This is a genomic window from Streptomyces sp. NPDC008086 (assembly GCF_042957325.1).
In the GTDB taxonomy this organism is placed as follows: domain Bacteria; phylum Actinomycetota; class Actinomycetes; order Streptomycetales; family Streptomycetaceae; genus Streptomyces.
In genome coordinates, this window is sequence record NZ_JBIBIA010000002.1 from 343,628 (window position 1) to 358,938 (window position 15,311).

General features: G+C 71.7%; 14 protein-coding genes and 1 pseudogene. 3 read left to right on the plus strand and 12 right to left on the minus strand.

All coding sequences use genetic code 11. From position 1 onward, the window contains the following. Nucleotides 1-80 precede the first annotated feature (80 nt). Together ACFZBP_RS07525 and ACFZBP_RS07530 are read left to right on the plus strand one after the other, a co-directional pair. Nucleotides 81-1,739 (plus strand): thiamine pyrophosphate-dependent enzyme, encoded by a 1,659-nt coding sequence (locus ACFZBP_RS07525; RefSeq protein WP_391410854.1) that lies wholly within the window; start codon nucleotides 81-83, stop codon nucleotides 1,737-1,739. Between the two features lie 108 nt (nucleotides 1,740-1,847). Beyond that, complete coding sequence (locus ACFZBP_RS07530; RefSeq protein WP_391410856.1) at nucleotides 1,848-3,125, plus strand: allantoate amidohydrolase; 1,278 nt, start codon at nucleotides 1,848-1,850, stop codon at nucleotides 3,123-3,125. On the opposite strand, the gene ACFZBP_RS07535 is transcribed toward ACFZBP_RS07530, so the two are convergent. The 12 genes and pseudogenes from ACFZBP_RS07535 to ACFZBP_RS07590 form a co-directional block, all read right to left on the minus strand. Further along, nucleotides 3,094-3,390, minus strand: coding sequence for a hypothetical protein (locus ACFZBP_RS07535; protein ID WP_391410858.1), 297 nt, complete (start codon nucleotides 3,388-3,390; stop codon nucleotides 3,094-3,096). The two genes, ACFZBP_RS07530 and ACFZBP_RS07535, sit on opposite strands and share 32 nt — an antisense overlap. A 524-nt stretch (nucleotides 3,391-3,914) precedes the next feature. Beyond that, the gene (locus ACFZBP_RS07540; protein WP_391410860.1) at nucleotides 3,915-5,525 is read right to left on the minus strand and encodes a peptide-N4-asparagine amidase; all 1,611 of its coding nucleotides are present in this window, start codon (nucleotides 5,523-5,525) and stop codon (nucleotides 3,915-3,917) included. 302 nt (nucleotides 5,526-5,827) lie between these two features. Next, nucleotides 5,828-6,421 carry a hypothetical protein gene (locus ACFZBP_RS07545; RefSeq protein WP_391410862.1) on the minus strand — a complete coding sequence of 198 codons (594 nt, stop codon included), beginning with the start codon at nucleotides 6,419-6,421 and terminating at the stop codon, nucleotides 5,828-5,830. 108 nt (nucleotides 6,422-6,529) lie between these two features. After that, complete coding sequence (locus ACFZBP_RS07550; RefSeq protein WP_391410864.1) at nucleotides 6,530-6,913, minus strand: hypothetical protein; 384 nt, start codon at nucleotides 6,911-6,913, stop codon at nucleotides 6,530-6,532. 305 nt (nucleotides 6,914-7,218) lie between these two features. Then, nucleotides 7,219-7,398: pseudogene (locus ACFZBP_RS07555) on the minus strand (VapC toxin family PIN domain ribonuclease); the annotation flags it as partial. 161 nt (nucleotides 7,399-7,559) lie between these two features. Beyond that, nucleotides 7,560-8,390, minus strand: a complete 831-nt coding sequence (gene fabI, locus ACFZBP_RS07560) for an enoyl-ACP reductase FabI (protein ID WP_383456175.1) — start codon at nucleotides 8,388-8,390, stop codon at nucleotides 7,560-7,562. Beyond that, a complete protein-coding gene (locus ACFZBP_RS07565) occupies nucleotides 8,387-9,097 on the minus strand; it encodes an SDR family oxidoreductase (protein WP_383456515.1) in 711 nt (236 codons plus the stop codon). Before ACFZBP_RS07565 ends, fabI begins: the two co-directional genes overlap by 4 nt. Next, the gene (locus ACFZBP_RS07570; protein ID WP_391410866.1) at nucleotides 9,097-10,341 is read right to left on the minus strand and encodes a beta-ketoacyl-ACP synthase II; all 1,245 of its coding nucleotides are present in this window, start codon (nucleotides 10,339-10,341) and stop codon (nucleotides 9,097-9,099) included. The genes ACFZBP_RS07565 and ACFZBP_RS07570 overlap by 1 nt, the downstream gene beginning before the upstream one ends. Continuing rightward, on the minus strand, nucleotides 10,341-10,592 hold the full coding sequence (locus tag ACFZBP_RS07575; protein ID WP_383456170.1) for an acyl carrier protein: 252 nt from the start codon (nucleotides 10,590-10,592) through the stop codon (nucleotides 10,341-10,343). Before ACFZBP_RS07575 ends, ACFZBP_RS07570 begins: the two co-directional genes overlap by 1 nt. A gap of 115 nt (nucleotides 10,593-10,707) precedes the next feature. Then, nucleotides 10,708-11,706, minus strand: coding sequence for a beta-ketoacyl-ACP synthase 3 (locus tag ACFZBP_RS07580; protein ID WP_391410869.1), 999 nt, complete (start codon nucleotides 11,704-11,706; stop codon nucleotides 10,708-10,710). Next, nucleotides 11,703-12,419, minus strand: coding sequence for an HAD-IA family hydrolase (locus ACFZBP_RS07585; RefSeq protein WP_383456165.1), 717 nt, complete (start codon nucleotides 12,417-12,419; stop codon nucleotides 11,703-11,705). The genes ACFZBP_RS07580 and ACFZBP_RS07585 overlap by 4 nt, the downstream gene beginning before the upstream one ends. After that, nucleotides 12,419-13,387, minus strand: coding sequence for an AfsA-related hotdog domain-containing protein (locus ACFZBP_RS07590; protein WP_391410872.1), 969 nt, complete (start codon nucleotides 13,385-13,387; stop codon nucleotides 12,419-12,421). The genes ACFZBP_RS07585 and ACFZBP_RS07590 overlap by 1 nt, the downstream gene beginning before the upstream one ends. A 432-nt stretch (nucleotides 13,388-13,819) precedes the next feature. On the opposite strand from ACFZBP_RS07590, the gene ACFZBP_RS07595 reads away from it, so the two are divergent. Further along, nucleotides 13,820-15,310 (plus strand): FAD-dependent monooxygenase, encoded by a 1,491-nt coding sequence (locus ACFZBP_RS07595; protein WP_391410874.1) that lies wholly within the window; start codon nucleotides 13,820-13,822, stop codon nucleotides 15,308-15,310. Nucleotide 15,311: the final 1 nt, after the last annotated feature.

Sequence of the window (15,311 nt, forward strand, 5' to 3'; positions counted from 1 at the left end):
GGCCTACGACTCGTGTTTTCAGAACGCTTCCGAAGAAACGATGCAGAGGCACCCGAGGCCGCGACAGAAGGAAACTCCCCATGGCGAATGCCGAAGCCTCCGAGCGCCCCCTCTCCGCGGGCCACCTGATCGTCGCGCAGCTCGAGCGCGAGGGGGTACGACGCGTGTACGGCGTTCCGGGGGAGTCGTTCCTCGACGTCCTCGACGGTCTGCACGACTCGCCGATCTCCACGGTGGTGACCAGACACGAGGGCGGTGCGGGCTTCATGGCGCTGGCCGAGGGCCGGCTGACAGGGCTTCCCGGGGTGGCGATGGTGACCCGGGGTCCGGGCGCCGCCAACGCCTTCATCGCCGTCCACACCGCCTACCAGGACGCGACGCCGATGATCCTCTTCGTCGGTCTGATCCCGGTGCCCGATCGTGGCCGTGAGGCGTTCCAGGAGTTCGATCTCGCCGGGTGGTTCGCCGACACGGCGAAGAAGGTCGTCACGCTGGACGATCCCACCGCGGCCGCCCGCGTCGTCTCCGAGAGCGTCCACCTGGCCCGCAGCGGCCGGCCGGGCCCGGTGGTGATCGGCCTGCCCGAGGACGTCCTCACCCGGCCGGCGGGCCCCTCCCAGCCACTTCGCCCGCTCGCGCTCCCTGGACCGCGCCCCGCCGCCACGGAGCTGGCGGAGCTGACAGGCCGCCTCGAACGGGCCCGGCGGCCGCTCGTCGTCGTCGGGGGCGAGGGATGGACCGCGCACACCGGCCGCGAGCTCACCCGCTGGGCCGCGCAGCACTCGATCCCCGTCCTCGCCGACTTCCGCGCCTACGACGCCGTCCCCCACGATCCCGACGACAGCGGCGCCTACGTCGGCTCGCTCGGCTACGGCCGCGCAGACCACGCCGCCCGGCTGCTGGACGAGGCGGACCTCATGGTCCTGCTGGGTGCCCCACGCGGTGACGTACTCAGCGACGGGTACACACGCGGCCTGGAAACGGAGACCGTCCTGGTGCTCCCCGGCGACGCCCGAGGTCACTGCGGCCGCATCGACCAGTTCATCCCGGCCCACGCACCGTCCCTCGTCCTCGATCTCGTGGCCGCGCCCGCGGTGCTGGACGCCGATGCCGTGTGGTTCAAGGCGGCCCGGATGGCGCACGCCCGCTTCCGCACCCCGGCCACTGGGCCGGCCGTGGACGACGCCCATGTCGACCTGACCGCGGTCATGGGCGTGCTGGCGCAGGAGCTCACCGAGGACGCCGTCGTCACCTACGGCGCCGGCAACCACGCCCTGTGGCCGGCCCGTTACCTGCCGCACCGGGCCCCGGCCTCACTCGTCGCACCCCGCAACGGCGCCATGGGCATGGGCATCCCGGCCGCCGTCGCCGCCTCGCTGGTCTTCCCCGGACGCGAGGTGGTGTCCGTCGCGGGAGACGGATGCTTCCTCATGAACGGCCAGGAACTGGCCACCGCGGTGGGGTACGGGGCCGCCTTCGTCGCCCTGGTGGTCGACAACGGCTGCTACGCGACGATCAGGGAGCACCAGGAGGCCGCGTACCCGGGCCGCCCGTCGGGCACCCGGCTGACCAACCCGGACTTCGCCGCCTGGGCCCGCTCCTACGGTGCGTACGGCGAGACCGTGGCCTCGACCCGCGACTTCCGTGCGGCGTTCCGCCGCGCCCGCGCCAGCGGGCTCCCCGCCGTGCTCCACCTGCTCCAGGACCCCGCCGTGCGCGCTCCGTCCACCGCCGGCTGAGCGACTGAACCGCCTTCCCACCGACCCCCGACCAGGGCCGAGCCCGCACCTGCGCCCCCGCGTCCGCGACGACCGAGCCCACCCCACCCCGACCGAGAGGACCCGACCATGCGCGACCCCCACACCTCCTCCACGGCCCTGGCCCCCCACGACACCACCCTGCTGGAGGATTTCGCGACCCTCTCGGCGTTCGGTGCCACCCCGGGCGGCGGTGTCGACCGCCAGGCCGCCACCGTCGCCGACGGGGAGCAGCGGGCCTGGTTCCACCGGTGGCTCACCGCCCATGGCGCCGACGTCCGCCACGACCGGGTGGGCAACCAGTTCGGCCTGTTCACCGTCGTTCCCGGAGCCCCGTACGTCCTCACCGGCTCGCATCTGGACAGCCAGCCGCTCGGCGGCCGCTACGACGGGGCCTACGGCGTCCTCGCCTCGGCGCACGCGGCGTACCGGGCCGTGCAAAGGTGGGGCGCGCAGGACGCCTGCCCGAAGTACAACGTGGCGGTGGTCAACTGGTTCAACGAGGAGGGCTCCCGCTTCAAGCCGAGCATGATGGGCAGTTCGGTGTTCACGGGGAAGCTGAGCGCCGAGACCGCACTGGCGACGACCGACCCCTACGGCACCACGGTCCGGACCGCACTTCACGAGCTCGGAACGGTCGGCGACTACGCCGGGCCGGACGTCGCGGCCTATGCCGAGATCCACATCGAGCAGGGCCGTGAGCTGGAGGACCAGGGGATCACCATCGGGCTGGTGGATGCCACCTGGGCGGCGCGGAAGTACCAGGTGGTGGTCCGTGGCGAGCAGTCCCACACCGGGTCCACGGTCATGGCGGACCGGCACGACGCGCTGTTCGGCGCCTCGCTCCTCGTGGTGGCCGTGCGCGAACTGGCCGAACGGAGCACGGACGTCCCGCTGCACACCTCGGTGAGCGAGATGACCGTCGAACCCAACTCGCCCGTCGTGGTCGCGCGTGAGGTGCGCCTGCATGTCGACCTGCGCTCCCCCGACGAGGCACACCTTGACGCGGCCGCCAGGCAACTGGCCGAGTCCATCCCGGGTATCGAGGAACGCGCGTCGGTCACCGTCGAGCGGGTACGGACGCACGGGTGGGGCGTGGCGTCGTTCCCGGCAGCCGGCGTCGAGCTCGCGGCCCGCGCCGCCGACGACCTGGGACTGAGCCACCGGACCATGATGACCATCGCGGGCCACGACTCGGTGAACATGAAGGACGTCGCGCCCTCGGTCATGCTGTTCGTGCCCAGCGTGGAGGGGATCTCCCACAACGAGGGCGAGTTCACGGACGACCGGGACATCCGCGCCGGCACCGACCTGCTGACCGAGGTGGTTCACCGGCTCATGTCTGGTGCCCTGGACGACGTACGGTGAACTCGGTTCCGGCGGCTGTCCGTTCGGCCTGCTCACCGCGCGGCCACGCCCTTGCGCCGGCGTACCGGCCGGCCGCTTGCCGGTCGGGCACGCCGAGCTTGTCCAGCACGGCCGGGCGTGGTGCTCGACGGTGCGTCTCGACAGGAACAGCACCCTCGGCGATCTCGGTGTTGCGCAGTCCGTCGGCGAGCGGGGTGAGCACGTCCTGCTCGCGGGCCAAATCACCGTCAACAGTGGCGCGGTCCCGCCCACTCGGGCGCTGCACGAGACCACATACGCCCAGCTCAGAAGCTATTCGCCTCGGCAAGCGCCGTCGCTTCCCAAGCTGAGAGCGCGAGTTCGATTCTCGTCACCCGCTCCATGATGAACCCCCAGGTCAGCGACCCGGGGGTTCTCTGTTGTCCAGGCCGATGGGCGGGGCCGCGATTTCCGCGGTGAGCCGGAGTTGGTCGGCCGCCCGGTGGGCCGGGCGCCCCGTGCAAGCACCCCGTCACCCTCGCCATGGCCGGCGTCTCCCACTGGCCAGAGGAACGGCAAGCACTGGCCTGGCCGAACTGCTCGTCGACGGCGAGGAGTTGATGAGGAGTTGCAGCACGTCCGGCAACGGGCGGTGACCAGGCGAACACGATGGTCTCCCGCATGAGTCCATCGGCCCACTCACCGCTCGTCGACCGTTCCCCTTGGAGGGGGGCGGCGGTCCGATCTCGTCGACAAGGCCCGCCGCGATGCCGTGGTGCGGAGCGTCGCGGCAGCGGTGGAGCGGCTGCGAGCCAAGGGCTGAGTCCGGGGTCAGCAGCCGCGTACGTCCTTCGTCAGCACCCCTTGCTCGGTCGCGAGCGTGTGGTCGTAGCACGCGCCGGGAGCCCGGAGCCGGTAGCGCTCGCTGGTCGTGGCCACCGCGTGCCGGTCCTCGCGGGCGACGCCGAGCGTGAAGGTGGCGTCTCCCTTGTAGGTGTCGTCGATGCGGGTGGCGCCGAGGTGCGCCCGGTCGGCGACGGACATGATCACGCGCAGTCGGTTGGTGCTGTCGATGGTGGCGCGGCCGTCGAGCGTGTAGGTGCGGTCGGTGCGGGAGACGTGCCCGTCGGTGGTCACGGTCTGGTCGTCGGTCCACGTGCCGGTCTGGTCGTCGGTGTTCTCGTCCGGCGTCCACTGGTGGTCGATCGCGCTCGTGACCGTTCGCTCGACCGTCGTCGTGACCCGGCCGTGGGAGGTGTCCAGGTAGCCGGTGACCTTCAACCGGTCCTTGCCGTCGGTCGCCAGGTGGCGCAGCGAACCGTCGGTGTAGGTGTTGCTCACCGCAGGATCCGCCTTCTTGTACGACGTCACGGCCCCCGTCACCACCGACTTGTGTGCGTCCTGCCACACCAGGATGTTCGTCGGCGCGCTCCACCCCGTCTGGCCGCTCGGCACCCCGACCACCGACACGTCGACCTTGTGCGCTCTGCCGTCGTTGAGCAGGCCAGCGAACGGAGTCAGGTCGAACTCCAGCGGCCGTACGTCGAAGGCGTGCGGGGCGGGGATCACCGACCACAGATAGGGCGACCAGCCACCGGTCCACACGTTCGGATACGGCGAGGCGATTCCGGCGATCTTCCCGTCGATGCTCACCTGCACCTCGCGGTACGGACCGTCGTCCCCGCCCTGGCAGGAGTACGACGCGGACGGCGTGACCACCGAGTACCAGAACTCCTCACAGCCGCCGCCCGAGCCGGTGGCGTACACCTCGGCGAGAATCCGCGTGGAGTTGCGTGGAGTGGTCAGCGAGGCGCCGGTCGTCACGCTGTCGCCGTCGCTGAGGGGGATGACCCGGTCGGGGGCGGAGGGTGTGCGGCCGGGCTCGGGAGCGTAGAAGGTGAGGGTCACCTTGACGTCGAGCACGCCGGTGTAGGTGTCGTTGACAACGTTGCCTATGAGCATGTCGACCGACTGTGCGCTGCTCAGCGTCTTCTCGTACTCGGTCACGTCCTTCTCGACGGACCAGTTGATCCCGTCCTGCGAGGGCTCGGGCGTCGATGTACGGAAGACCTGCACACCTCCGATGTCCAGATGACCGAGCCGGTCGTATTGCCGTCCCTTCACGCTCCCGTCCATCCGCAGGACGACCTTGGACCAGCGGCCGGGGGTGCCGCAGCCGGTGGGCGGCGTGTAGGTGCCGGTGTAGGGGGTGAAGTCCTTGAACTGCGCCTGGGCGATCGTGACCGAACACGACTTGGTGTGCGGCGTCGAGATGGCCGGGGCGGCGGTCACCGGGTCGTGGTAGTCGGTCCCGAACTCCGTCGGCACCGTGTCCGCGGCGGCCGTTCCCAGGGACAGGCCGAGTGCGGCGAGCGCGCCGGTCAGCACGGTGGCCGTCCGTCTCGGACGGATCAGGGATCTCATGGGTTTCCTGTGTCGCATACGGCGCAGTGAACAGGCGGGTGCCAGCCCCGGCCAAGAGGAGATGGAAAGGTGTTGACCAATTCCTGTCCGTTCACCGACCAAGCAGCCACACACCCGTGACTCAGTCACCGGGGAAGCCCGGCTCCCGAGGGTCACCTCGTGGGTCCCCTCCCGACGGAGTTCGCAGAGCCGGCGCCGCCGGCGGCATCCCCGCCCACGGCAACCAGCGCACCGCCTGGGACGCCGGCTTCCTCCCGGGTAACCAGGGCCGTCCTCAAGGTGACCATGGCCGGGCAGAGTCGGTCGCACGTGCCGCCGAATCACTCGCCCGCACCCCCACCCGAGCGGTCCACCTCCCTGATGGGGTTACGCACGCCGTCGCGGAACGCGCCGAGCCCGGCCTCGAAGTCGACCGCTGAGCCGACGAACAACGTCGACTCGTCGGGTGCCACGTAGATCTTGCCGCCGCCGCGAACGGCGTGGACGAGGCAGATACCCAGTCCGTCCGGCAATTCCACGATGTTCACGACCGGATCGGTCGTGAACTCCGCGAGCAGGCGGAGCCCCACCGCGACGAGCCGATCGGTACCGCCGGTGACTGCGGCCGCGCCGTCGGCGGCCGCAGTCGACAAGGGCCGGCGCATCTGGGCATGTGCCGACTCGGTCGGTTCGATCAGGTAGCCCGCGCGGGCGGCCGCCTCAAGGAAAGCGTCGAGGTCGGATGACTCGCGCAAAAGCGCACCGAGCTCCCCCTCGGCTTCAGCCAGCTGGAAGCTGGCGGTCGCGAACGGATGCGTCACCGGGGAGTGTCCCGCAGGGAGCGGCGGAGCGGAGGTGCTGACCGGGAACCCCGGCTCACCGCGGATCTCCAGCGCCACCCGCCCGCCCCGCAGCAGCCGGTAGCTGCGCGTCACCGCGGACCGCCGCTCACGGCCTGCCCTCCGCTCCGCTGAGCTGCTCGAGGCATGCGAGCGTCAGCAGATCGTCCTTGAGGCACGCCGTCGCGGAACCCTTCGGGGTCATCACGAGGTGCCGCCATGACCCGGGAGGCTGTCCCTGTCGGGCACGGGGACACCCGCCAAAGTGAACGGGTCGAGGAGAGCGCGGTACTGAGCCTCGGTCAGTTTCACGCGCTTGTGCACCGCCCGTGCGGCAATGACGCAAGCCGACTTGCTGTTCGAGTGAAGGCTTGCGCGGACCTGCTCCAGCTCGACGGCACGGGGGAGCAACGCCGATCTGACGGCGTGGTCGATCCAGGCGTGCTCCGAGGCGGACACTCGCGCCACCCGGCTGCCCTCGCGGCCGCCCCGAGGCCACCGCTCCATGAAAGCCTCGTACAGCGCCGCGAGCGCGGCAGCCGGTAGGGCCGTGGCGGACGCGACGAAGCGGGCGGTCGTGGGCTCCACGGGAATACCTCCTGAATCGTGTGAACGCGGCCAGGGTACGGTCTGGGTCGGACAGCGTCCCGATGGGCCAAGCGAGCGCGGAGCGGGATCGGGATAGCGGAGCAGTACCACGTGAGTGGACCTATGAGAGCAGCCCCTTGGCGAGTACGACGCCCTCGCGGCATCGCGACCCGATATGAGAAGACAGCCACCTCCTACGAAGCGGCGGTCACCTGGTGTCAGGTGTCAGGGCTCCCCTTGACAGCTGCGCAGAGGAAACACAAGTCCCTTGCGTGAGCGGGTTCTTGAGCGCCGAGGAGCCTGCGTCAGAGCGGGAGGTCGTCGGGGAGCACCCGGAACGTCTTGTGGCGGCCCGGCGGGCGTACGGCCCGGAAGTCTCATCGGTCGAGGGTGGGGATTGCGTCCGTGTCGTAGTCGGCGGCGAATGCCACGTTCACCGCGTCGGCGAGGTCGAGGTCCAGCGCGCGGTAGCGGACGCGGACAGACAGTAGAGGCTGCGGCCACGGCGGCGTCCCGCTCCTGTGGGTGGATCCGGCGCGGGAGCTGGTGGTCTGTCCGCGGTGGAAGACGGGGGGCGGCGCTGCTCGCGCAGGTGTCGGAGGCGGTACGACTCAGGTGTGTCGTACCGCCGCCATGGGGCGGAGCTTCATGTCATGACCGCATGCAGCCCCCCGTCGACATGCAGGATCTCGCCAGTGGTGGCCGGCAGCCAGTCCGACAGGAGCACCGCGCAGGCCTTCGCTGTCGGCTCCGGGTCGTGGACGTCCCAGGCGAGCGGCGGGCGGGTACGCCAGATCTGCTCCATGCGGTCCACTCCGGGGATCGAGCGCGCGGCCAGGGTACGGACCATGCCCGCCGCGACCAGGTTGACGCGGATGCGTCGTTCGCCGAGGTACAGCGCCAGATAGCGGGTGACGGACTCGAGCGCGGCCTTGGAGACGCCCATCCAGTCGTAGCCGGGCCAGGCCAGGGCCGCGTCGAAGTCGAGGCCCACCACGGACGAGCCTTCCTCCATCTGTGGAAGGCATGCCGTCACCAGGGCCTTGAGGGAGTACGCCGACACTTCGAGCGCCGTCGCCGCGTCCTGCCACGACGTGTCGAGGAAGGCGCCGCCGAGCGCGGACCGGGGGGCGAACGCGATCGAGTGCACGATGCCGTCAAGACCGCCCAGGTGGCCGGCGACCGCGTCCTGCAGCGCGTCGAGATCCCCGGGCTCAGTGACGTCGAGGCGGAGCACTGGCGCGGGCATCGGCAGGCGCTCCGCCATCGCCTCCGTGATGGGCAGGGCCCGCCCGAAGGAGGTCAGGACCACCCTGGCTCCTTCCTGCTGTGCGATCCGCGCCACGTGGAAGGCGATCGAGGTGTCGGAGAGCACCCCGGTGATCAGCAGCCGCTTCCCGGCGAGCAGCCCGCCCGTCGGCCGGCCGGGGTCGGTCGAGGTGCCCTCGGCCCGGGTGTCCGGTGTCGACGTGCTCATACGCCCATCCCGAGGCCGCCGCTGACGGGGATGAACGCGCCGGTGATGTACGACGCGTCCGCACCGGCGAGGAAGCGCACCACGTTCGCCACCTCCTCAGGAGTGCCGGGGCGGCCGAGCGCCGTCATGGAGAGGTACTCGGCACGCCTCTTCGGGCTGACGCCGGCCACCATGTCGGTGTCGATGAAGCCGGGAGCCACCACATTGGCCGTGATGCCGCGCCGCCCCAGCTCCCGGGCGAGCGAGCGGGCCAGGCCGGTGAGGCCCGTCTTGGAGGCCGCGTAGTTGGCCTGCCCCGGCGAGCCGAGCATCCCGGAGAAGGAGGAGATGAAGACGAGCCGGCCCCACCGGCCTTCCAGCATGCCGGGGATGGCCCGCCGCGCCGACCGGAAGGCACCCACCAGATTGGTGTCGAGGAGTGCCAGGAAATCCTCGTCGGTGGTCTGGAGGGCCAGCTTGTCGCGCATGATCCCGGCGTTAGCCACCAGGACCTGCACGGGGCCGTGCTCGGCCTCGATCTTCTCGTACGCGGTGTCCAGCGACCCGGGATCGGTGACGTCGCAGCGCACGCCGAAGAAGCCCGCGGGAGGCTCGCCCGACCGGTGCCCGACGGCGACCCGGTCGCCCTGTGCGGCGAAGGTGCGGGCGATGGCCAGACCGATGCCGCGGTTGGCCCCGGTGACGAAGACGGACCGGCCTTCGGTCATCATGTGCCTGCTTTCTGGAGGACCAGGACGGCGTTCTGCCCGCCGAACCCGAAGGAGTGGCTGGTCGCGGTCTCGACGCGCTGCTCGCGCGGCGCCCCGCTGACGACGTCGATGTCGATCTCGGGGTCGAGCTTGTCGAGGTTGGCGGTGGGCGGTACGAGACCGTGCTCGAGGGTCAGGGCCGTGTACGCCACCTCGATGGCGCCCGCGGCACCGAGCGCGTGCCCCGTGACGCCCTTGGTGGAGGTCACCGACGGTCGGCCGACCAGGACCCGGTTGATGAGCCGGGCCTCCATCAGGTCGTTCAACTTGGTCGATGTGCCATGCGCGTTGACGTGGTCGACGGCCTCGGGGGCGACGTCCGCGTCGGTGAGCGCCGAGCGCAGGGCGCGTTCCACGCCCGCGCCCGTCGGGTCCGGCGCGGAGGCATGGTGCCCATCGGCGCTGGCCCCGTAGCCCGCGACCAGCGCGCGGGCCGTGCCGCCTCGCGCTGTCGCGTCTCGCTCACGCTCCAGGACCAGCACGGAAGCCGCCTCCGCGGCCACGAAGCCGCCACGGTCCGCGTCGAAGGGGCGCGACGCCCCTGCCGGGTCCTCGGTGCGCCGGGAGAGCGCGCCCATGCGGTGGTAGGCGGCCATCGGGGTCGGGCTGAGCGGTGCCTCGGAGGCGCCGGCGAGCACGATGTCGCACATGCCGGACTGCAGCATCTGCCGTGCGGTGCCGATCGCCGTGACCCCGGAGGCGCAGGCCGTGGCGACGACGAGGTTCGGGCCGAGCGCCCGGCAGTGCATGGCGAGGTATCCGGAGATCATGTTGACCGGCCAGTTCACCATCACCAACGGTGAGACCTGGTCGGCGCCCTCCTGGTGGTACGCGGTGTGGGCATCCTCGTAGGAGGCGGTGCCGCCCAGCGCGTTGCCCATGACCACGCCGACCCGGGCGCCGTCCCACCGGTCCGGGTCGAGGCCCGCGTCGGACAGCGCCTCCTTGGCGGCCACCAGGGCGAGTTGGCTGACCCGGTCCAGGCGCCAGGCCGTGGAGCGGCCAAGCAGGGCGCCCGCGTCGAAGCCGGGGACCCGGCAGGAGATGTCCACCGGGAGTCCGGCGAGCGCCGGGTCGCGCTGCGCGGTGGGGCGGCCCGACAGCAGCCGCTCCCAGTTCGCCGCCACCCCGATGCCGGCCGGGGTGACGAGGCCGATGCCCGTGATCGCGACGCGTTCGTCCCGTCCTGCGCCCTCGGCCATCAGGCGTTCCCCGCCGCCGTGTTCACCAGCTCGAAGAGGTCCGAGACGGTGCCGCTGCTGTTGAGGTCCTCGGTGGGTATCACCACGCCGAGCTGCTTCTGCAGGGTCAGCGCGACCTCGATGAGCGCGAGCGAGTCCAGTTCGATGTCCTCCAGAACGGTGTCGGGCTTGATGTCCTCGCGCAGGACGCCGAACTTCTCTTCCAGGACCTGGGAGAGGATCTCGAAGGTGGGGGGCGTGAAGGTGCTCATCGCGATGGTGCCTTTCAGGTGTGGGAACCGGGCGCGGATACGCCCGGGTGCGTGACGTGAACGTGCTGGTGGCAACGCGGACTTCGAACAGCGCCCCGCACGAACGTGCCGGTGGTTACGCGGACTTCAGCGCGGGCCAGGTCAGTGCCGTGGCCCCCCAGGTGGCGCCGCCTCCGAAGGCGGCCAGAACGACACGGGCACCGGGGGCGAGATCTCCCGTGCCGTGCGCGTGTGCCAGGGCGAGCGGGATGGAGGCCGCCGCCGTGTTGCCGACCCGGTCCAGATGGATCACGAGCCGCTCCACGGGGACGTCCAGTTGCTCCGCGACGGCGTGCAGGATGCGCAGGTTGGCCTGGTGGCCGACCAGCCGGTCGACGTCGTCCGGCTGCCATCCGGTGTGAGCGAGGGCGGCGCGCGCCGATTCGGTCATCCGGGTCACCGCGTGCCCGAACACCTCCCGGCCGCGCATGGAGAAGTAGCGGTCGGCCGGATCGGTGTCGGGATGAGGGTGGGGCTGCTCGGAGCCGCCGGCCCGCACCGTGATCAGGTCGGCGAGAGAGCCGTCGCTGCCGAGGACGATCCGGCCGAGGGCGCCAGGCTCGCCGGGTTCACCCGCGCGCAGCACCACGGCGCCCGCGCCGTCGCCGAACACCACGGCACTGGACCGGTCCTGCGGGTCGATGAGGGTGCTGAAGGCCTCGGCGCCGATGACGAGGACCTGTTCGGCGGCCCCGGACGCGATCATTCCGGCGGCGGTGGTGAGCGCGTACAGGAATCCCGTGCAGACGGCGGAGACGTCGAAGGCCGGGCGTCCGGTGAGGCCGAGACGGCGGGCCACCTCGGGGGCGGTGGCCGGACAGGGGCGGTCGGGTGTGGTGGTGGCGAGCACCACCGCGTCGACGTCCGCCGTGCCCGCCGACTGCAGGGCCCGCGCTCCGGCCTCGGCGGCGAGGCGGGAGGTGGGCATGCCGGCCGAGACGAAGTGCCGGGTGCGGATGCCGGTGCGGGTGCGTATCCACTCGTCCGAGGTGTCCATGCGGGCGGCGAGGTCGTCGTTGCCGACCACGTCGGGCGGCAGCCACGCGCCGATGCCACTGATCACGGCGGCTCTCACGCGCGGCCTCCCGTGGCGAGGACGGCCGGGTCGGCGCCTTCCGTGTCGGCGCCTGCCGTGCCCGCGGTGACCAGCGCCTCCACCCTGGCCGTGGCGCCCGCTGCTTCCGTGAAATCCACGGCGTGCCAGCCGGCTTGCTCGGCGCCCGCGCAATTGACCGCGAGATCGTCGACGAGCACGCACTGGTCGCCGGGCACCCCGGCCCGCTCCGCGGCCATGCGGAAGATCTCCCGCTCGGGCTTGCGGCAGCCGGACTCGTACGACAGCACCACCGCGTCGAAGAGTCCCTCGGGCGGCACCGCCAGCCGCCAATGCCGGTCCCAGGCGGGCGGCATGTTGGACAGCAGCCCGACGAACACTCCTTGTCGGCGCAGGCGGTGCAAGGTGTCCAGCCAGGGCTGGTTGACCGCGCGGTCGGCGAACCAGCGCGCGGGGTAGTCGCTGAGGTCGACGTGGACGCCGCTGTGCGTCGCGAGGGCCTCCTCCATCCGGCGTTCCCAGGTCTCCTGGGTGAGCAGCGGGGTGTCGAGCGGTGCCATGACGTCGTCACCGGCCCCGCAGTCGCGGGCCACCTGCCGCATGGCGGCGAGCAACGTGGCCGAGGGCACCCCGAGCCGGGCGCAGAACGGCTCCAACGTCTCTGCCACCGGCGGGGTCAGCACGCCGCCGTAGTCGGTCCAGACCGCGCGCACAGGCCCGGTCGTGAGCGCCATCAGAGCTCCTCCGCGACGCCGACGGCTATCTCGCTGACGACGGTGCCGTCCTGCCGGAAGCGCACGGCGACCTCGTCGCAGGTGCGGCGTACGGCGGCGACCCGGACCGGGGCGTCGAGTTCGGCGAACCGGGCGAACCTCGACTGGTAGCCGGTGATCCGCACACCGGTGCCCGCCGCGAGGAGCGCGGCCTGCCGGGCGGCCTCCATGAGGATCATCGCCGTGTAGTGGTCCTGCGGGTGGTCGAAGTGCGTACGGTGCCCGGACGGCACCGCCACCACGGCGGACACGCCACCAGCCACATGGCGGGCGTCGGCAAGCGCCACGTTGGCGGGATCGCGACGGGCCACGTCGGCGGGCGGCACGGGCGTGCCGGGCGGTACGGCGGGCAGCGAACCGGACAGCGGCGGCGCCGACCTGCGGTGGTAGCGGCGGACGATCTCCGCCTCCTCTGCCGGCGAGTAGCGGGCGGAGATGTCGCAGCGACCGAGAACTGCGTCACCGAGCGAGAGCTCCAGGACGTACCGCGCGGCCCGCACCGTCCCTGAGCGGACCTGACTGCGGGTGACAGCGGCCTTGATGTTCAGCTCGCGGGGCCGGTCGTGCGGCGGGAGAGGGGTGTCGCCGGTGAGGGCGAGCGACCATTCGGTGACGTGGAAGGCGCTGTCCCTGGCGACGCCGAGGCCGCGGTGGGCGATGCAAGTGGCGAACTGCCGGCAGCACTCCAGGAGGAGCATGCTGTCGGGGCCGTCGGCGGCCGGGCCCGTGTGGTCGCCGAAGTAGTAGTGCGCGGGCGGCAGTTGTGCCGCGGCGAGGTAGGTGTCCGCGGACAGGTCGGCGTAGTCGGTGAGGAAGACCTCGCTGACCGCCCAGCGGTGGACGTCGCCGCGATCGACCGTACGTCGGTAGGAGAGGGTCGGAGCGGAGGTGACCGCGTCCGGGGCGAGGGCGCTCTGGGGGAGGGGCATCGGGTGCTGCTCCTTGGGCAGTGGCCGGGCTCGTGGCTCACATTCTTCGAACGCCGAACAGCCGTGAGCCAGGGCCTTCTGCCACCTGTGCGGCTCATACCCTTGAAATCGGTACCAGTTACCCGGGGTTCAAACACCCGCTCTGCCCCGCTTTACACCCGTTGACAGACCCCCGCGCCTTGTCGACGACGCTTCAGCGGCGGGGCCGAACGGCTGCCGGCGACCGGAGCCGCCACCGGAATCCTTCAGGGTGGTGCAGGACTCAGGGGTATCACGCACACCACGTCCCACCCTCTGATTTCGTGCACGATGGTCATCCGGCGCGCACCGGCCGCACGAGCCGACGTGGCGCCCGCTTCTCCCCCACCCCTCACCCGCACGCTCCTACCCCCGCACGCCCGTTTCCCGAACGCAGGAGGTGTGACGCTCACCGTGGAAAGCGAAGCACTGGTCGTCGGCGCAGGGCCGACCGGCCTGATGATGGCCACCGAGTTGCTCCGCCGCGGGATCGAGACCAGAATCGTCGATCGCGCGGCCCGAAGGAACCCCCATGCGAAGGCGATTATCCTCCAGCCGCGCGCGCTGGAGGTGATGGCCCGCCTCGGCCTGGAAGAACGCGTCCGTGACGCGGCCCTGCCGGTCGTCGCCGCCAACTACTACACCCGCGGCCGCCGCGTCGCCCGTATCAACTTCCGTGGTCTGAAGGGCAGTCGCTTCGGAACTCCCCTCTCCCTCCCGCAGAACGAGACCGAGGGACTGCTGCTCGAAGCGCTCCACGAGGCGGGTGGGCGGGTCGAGTACGGCCATCGGCTGACGGCCCTCGCGCAGGACGCCGATGGAGTGGAGGCCGACCTGTCGGGGACCGTCCACCGCACGGGCCGGCTGCTCGGCTGCGACGGCGCGCACAGCGCGGTCCGCGAGCAGCTCGGCGTCGCTTTCACCGGGTCGACCTACCCCCAGTCGTTCGTCCTCGTCGACGGGGAGTGGGAGACCCCGCTCGCGCCTGCCGAGGCGCACTACTTCATGGGCCCCACGGGCGTACTGGTCGTCGTCGGTCTCCCCGGTGGCCTCATACGTGTCTTCGGCAGCGCCCCCGAAGGCGCCACCGAGGCGAACGTAGAGGAGACCGTGCGGGCGATCGCCGCCGAGCGCAGCCCGGTTCCCCTGCAGCTGGCCTCCGTCACCGGCTCGGGCCACTTCCAGGTCCACCGCAAGATGGCCGACCGGTTCCGCGAGGGGCGGGTGCTGCTCGCGGGCGACGCCGCGCATGTGCACAGCCCGGCCGGCGGACAGGGCCTGAACACCAGCATCCAGGACGCCCACGAAGCGGCCTGGCGCCTCGCCGACGTGATGCGTGGCCGGCTGCCGGAGACCGCGCTCGGGGCGTGGGAGCGAGAACGCATGCATGTCGCGCGCGCCGTGGTCACCGACACCGACCGGCAGACCCGGCTGTGGACCTGGGGCGGCTGGCGCGAGCGGGCCCGCGACCTCGCGGCGTCGGCCGCTGAGCGCAGCGGTGTCCTCGACCGCGTCCTGCCGTCCCGCTTCGCGCAGATGGACCTGCGCTATCCCGCCGAGGGCCCCGCACTCGGGCCGCTCGGCCCAGGAACACGGCTGCCGGACATCCCCCTTCCGTCCGGCGGCCGCACCCACGATCTGCTGCGCGACGGGCGGCACGCGCTGCTCGTCCTCGCGGGTCGTACCCCCTTCCCCGAGCGGGACGTGCCCGTATGCACGCACCTGGACGCGCGGACCGCGCGTGCCCTGGGCGCACGTCGGCCGGGAGCCGTGCTCGTACGTCCCGACGGCGTCGTCGCCGCGGCCGCCGCCCTCGCCGACACCGCCGCCCTGCGCCGCCTCGAACAGCTCCTGCCCGCCCGCCAGGGCGCTCCCGGGACCACCACCTCGCCCCATCACCCGTAGC

Bases quoted from the DNA above. Each gene is read 5' to 3' on its own strand.
- ACFZBP_RS07525 (WP_391410854.1), top strand. From the start codon at position 81: ATGGCGAATGCCGAAGCCTCCGAGCGCCCCCTCTCCGCGGGCCACCTG.
- ACFZBP_RS07530 (WP_391410856.1), top strand. From the start codon at position 1,848: ATGCGCGACCCCCACACCTCCTCCACGGCCCTGGCCCCCCACGACACC.
- ACFZBP_RS07540 (WP_391410860.1), bottom strand. From the start codon at position 5,525: ATGCGACACAGGAAACCCATGAGATCCCTGATCCGTCCGAGACGGACG.
- fabI (WP_383456175.1), bottom strand. From the start codon at position 8,390: ATGAGCACGTCGACACCGGACACCCGGGCCGAGGGCACCTCGACCGAC.
- ACFZBP_RS07565 (WP_383456515.1), bottom strand. From the start codon at position 9,097: ATGACCGAAGGCCGGTCCGTCTTCGTCACCGGGGCCAACCGCGGCATC.
- ACFZBP_RS07570 (WP_391410866.1), bottom strand. From the start codon at position 10,341: ATGGCCGAGGGCGCAGGACGGGACGAACGCGTCGCGATCACGGGCATC.
- ACFZBP_RS07575 (WP_383456170.1), bottom strand. From the start codon at position 10,592: ATGAGCACCTTCACGCCCCCCACCTTCGAGATCCTCTCCCAGGTCCTG.
- ACFZBP_RS07585 (WP_383456165.1), bottom strand. From the start codon at position 12,419: ATGGCGCTCACGACCGGGCCTGTGCGCGCGGTCTGGACCGACTACGGC.
- ACFZBP_RS07590 (WP_391410872.1), bottom strand. From the start codon at position 13,387: ATGCCCCTCCCCCAGAGCGCCCTCGCCCCGGACGCGGTCACCTCCGCT.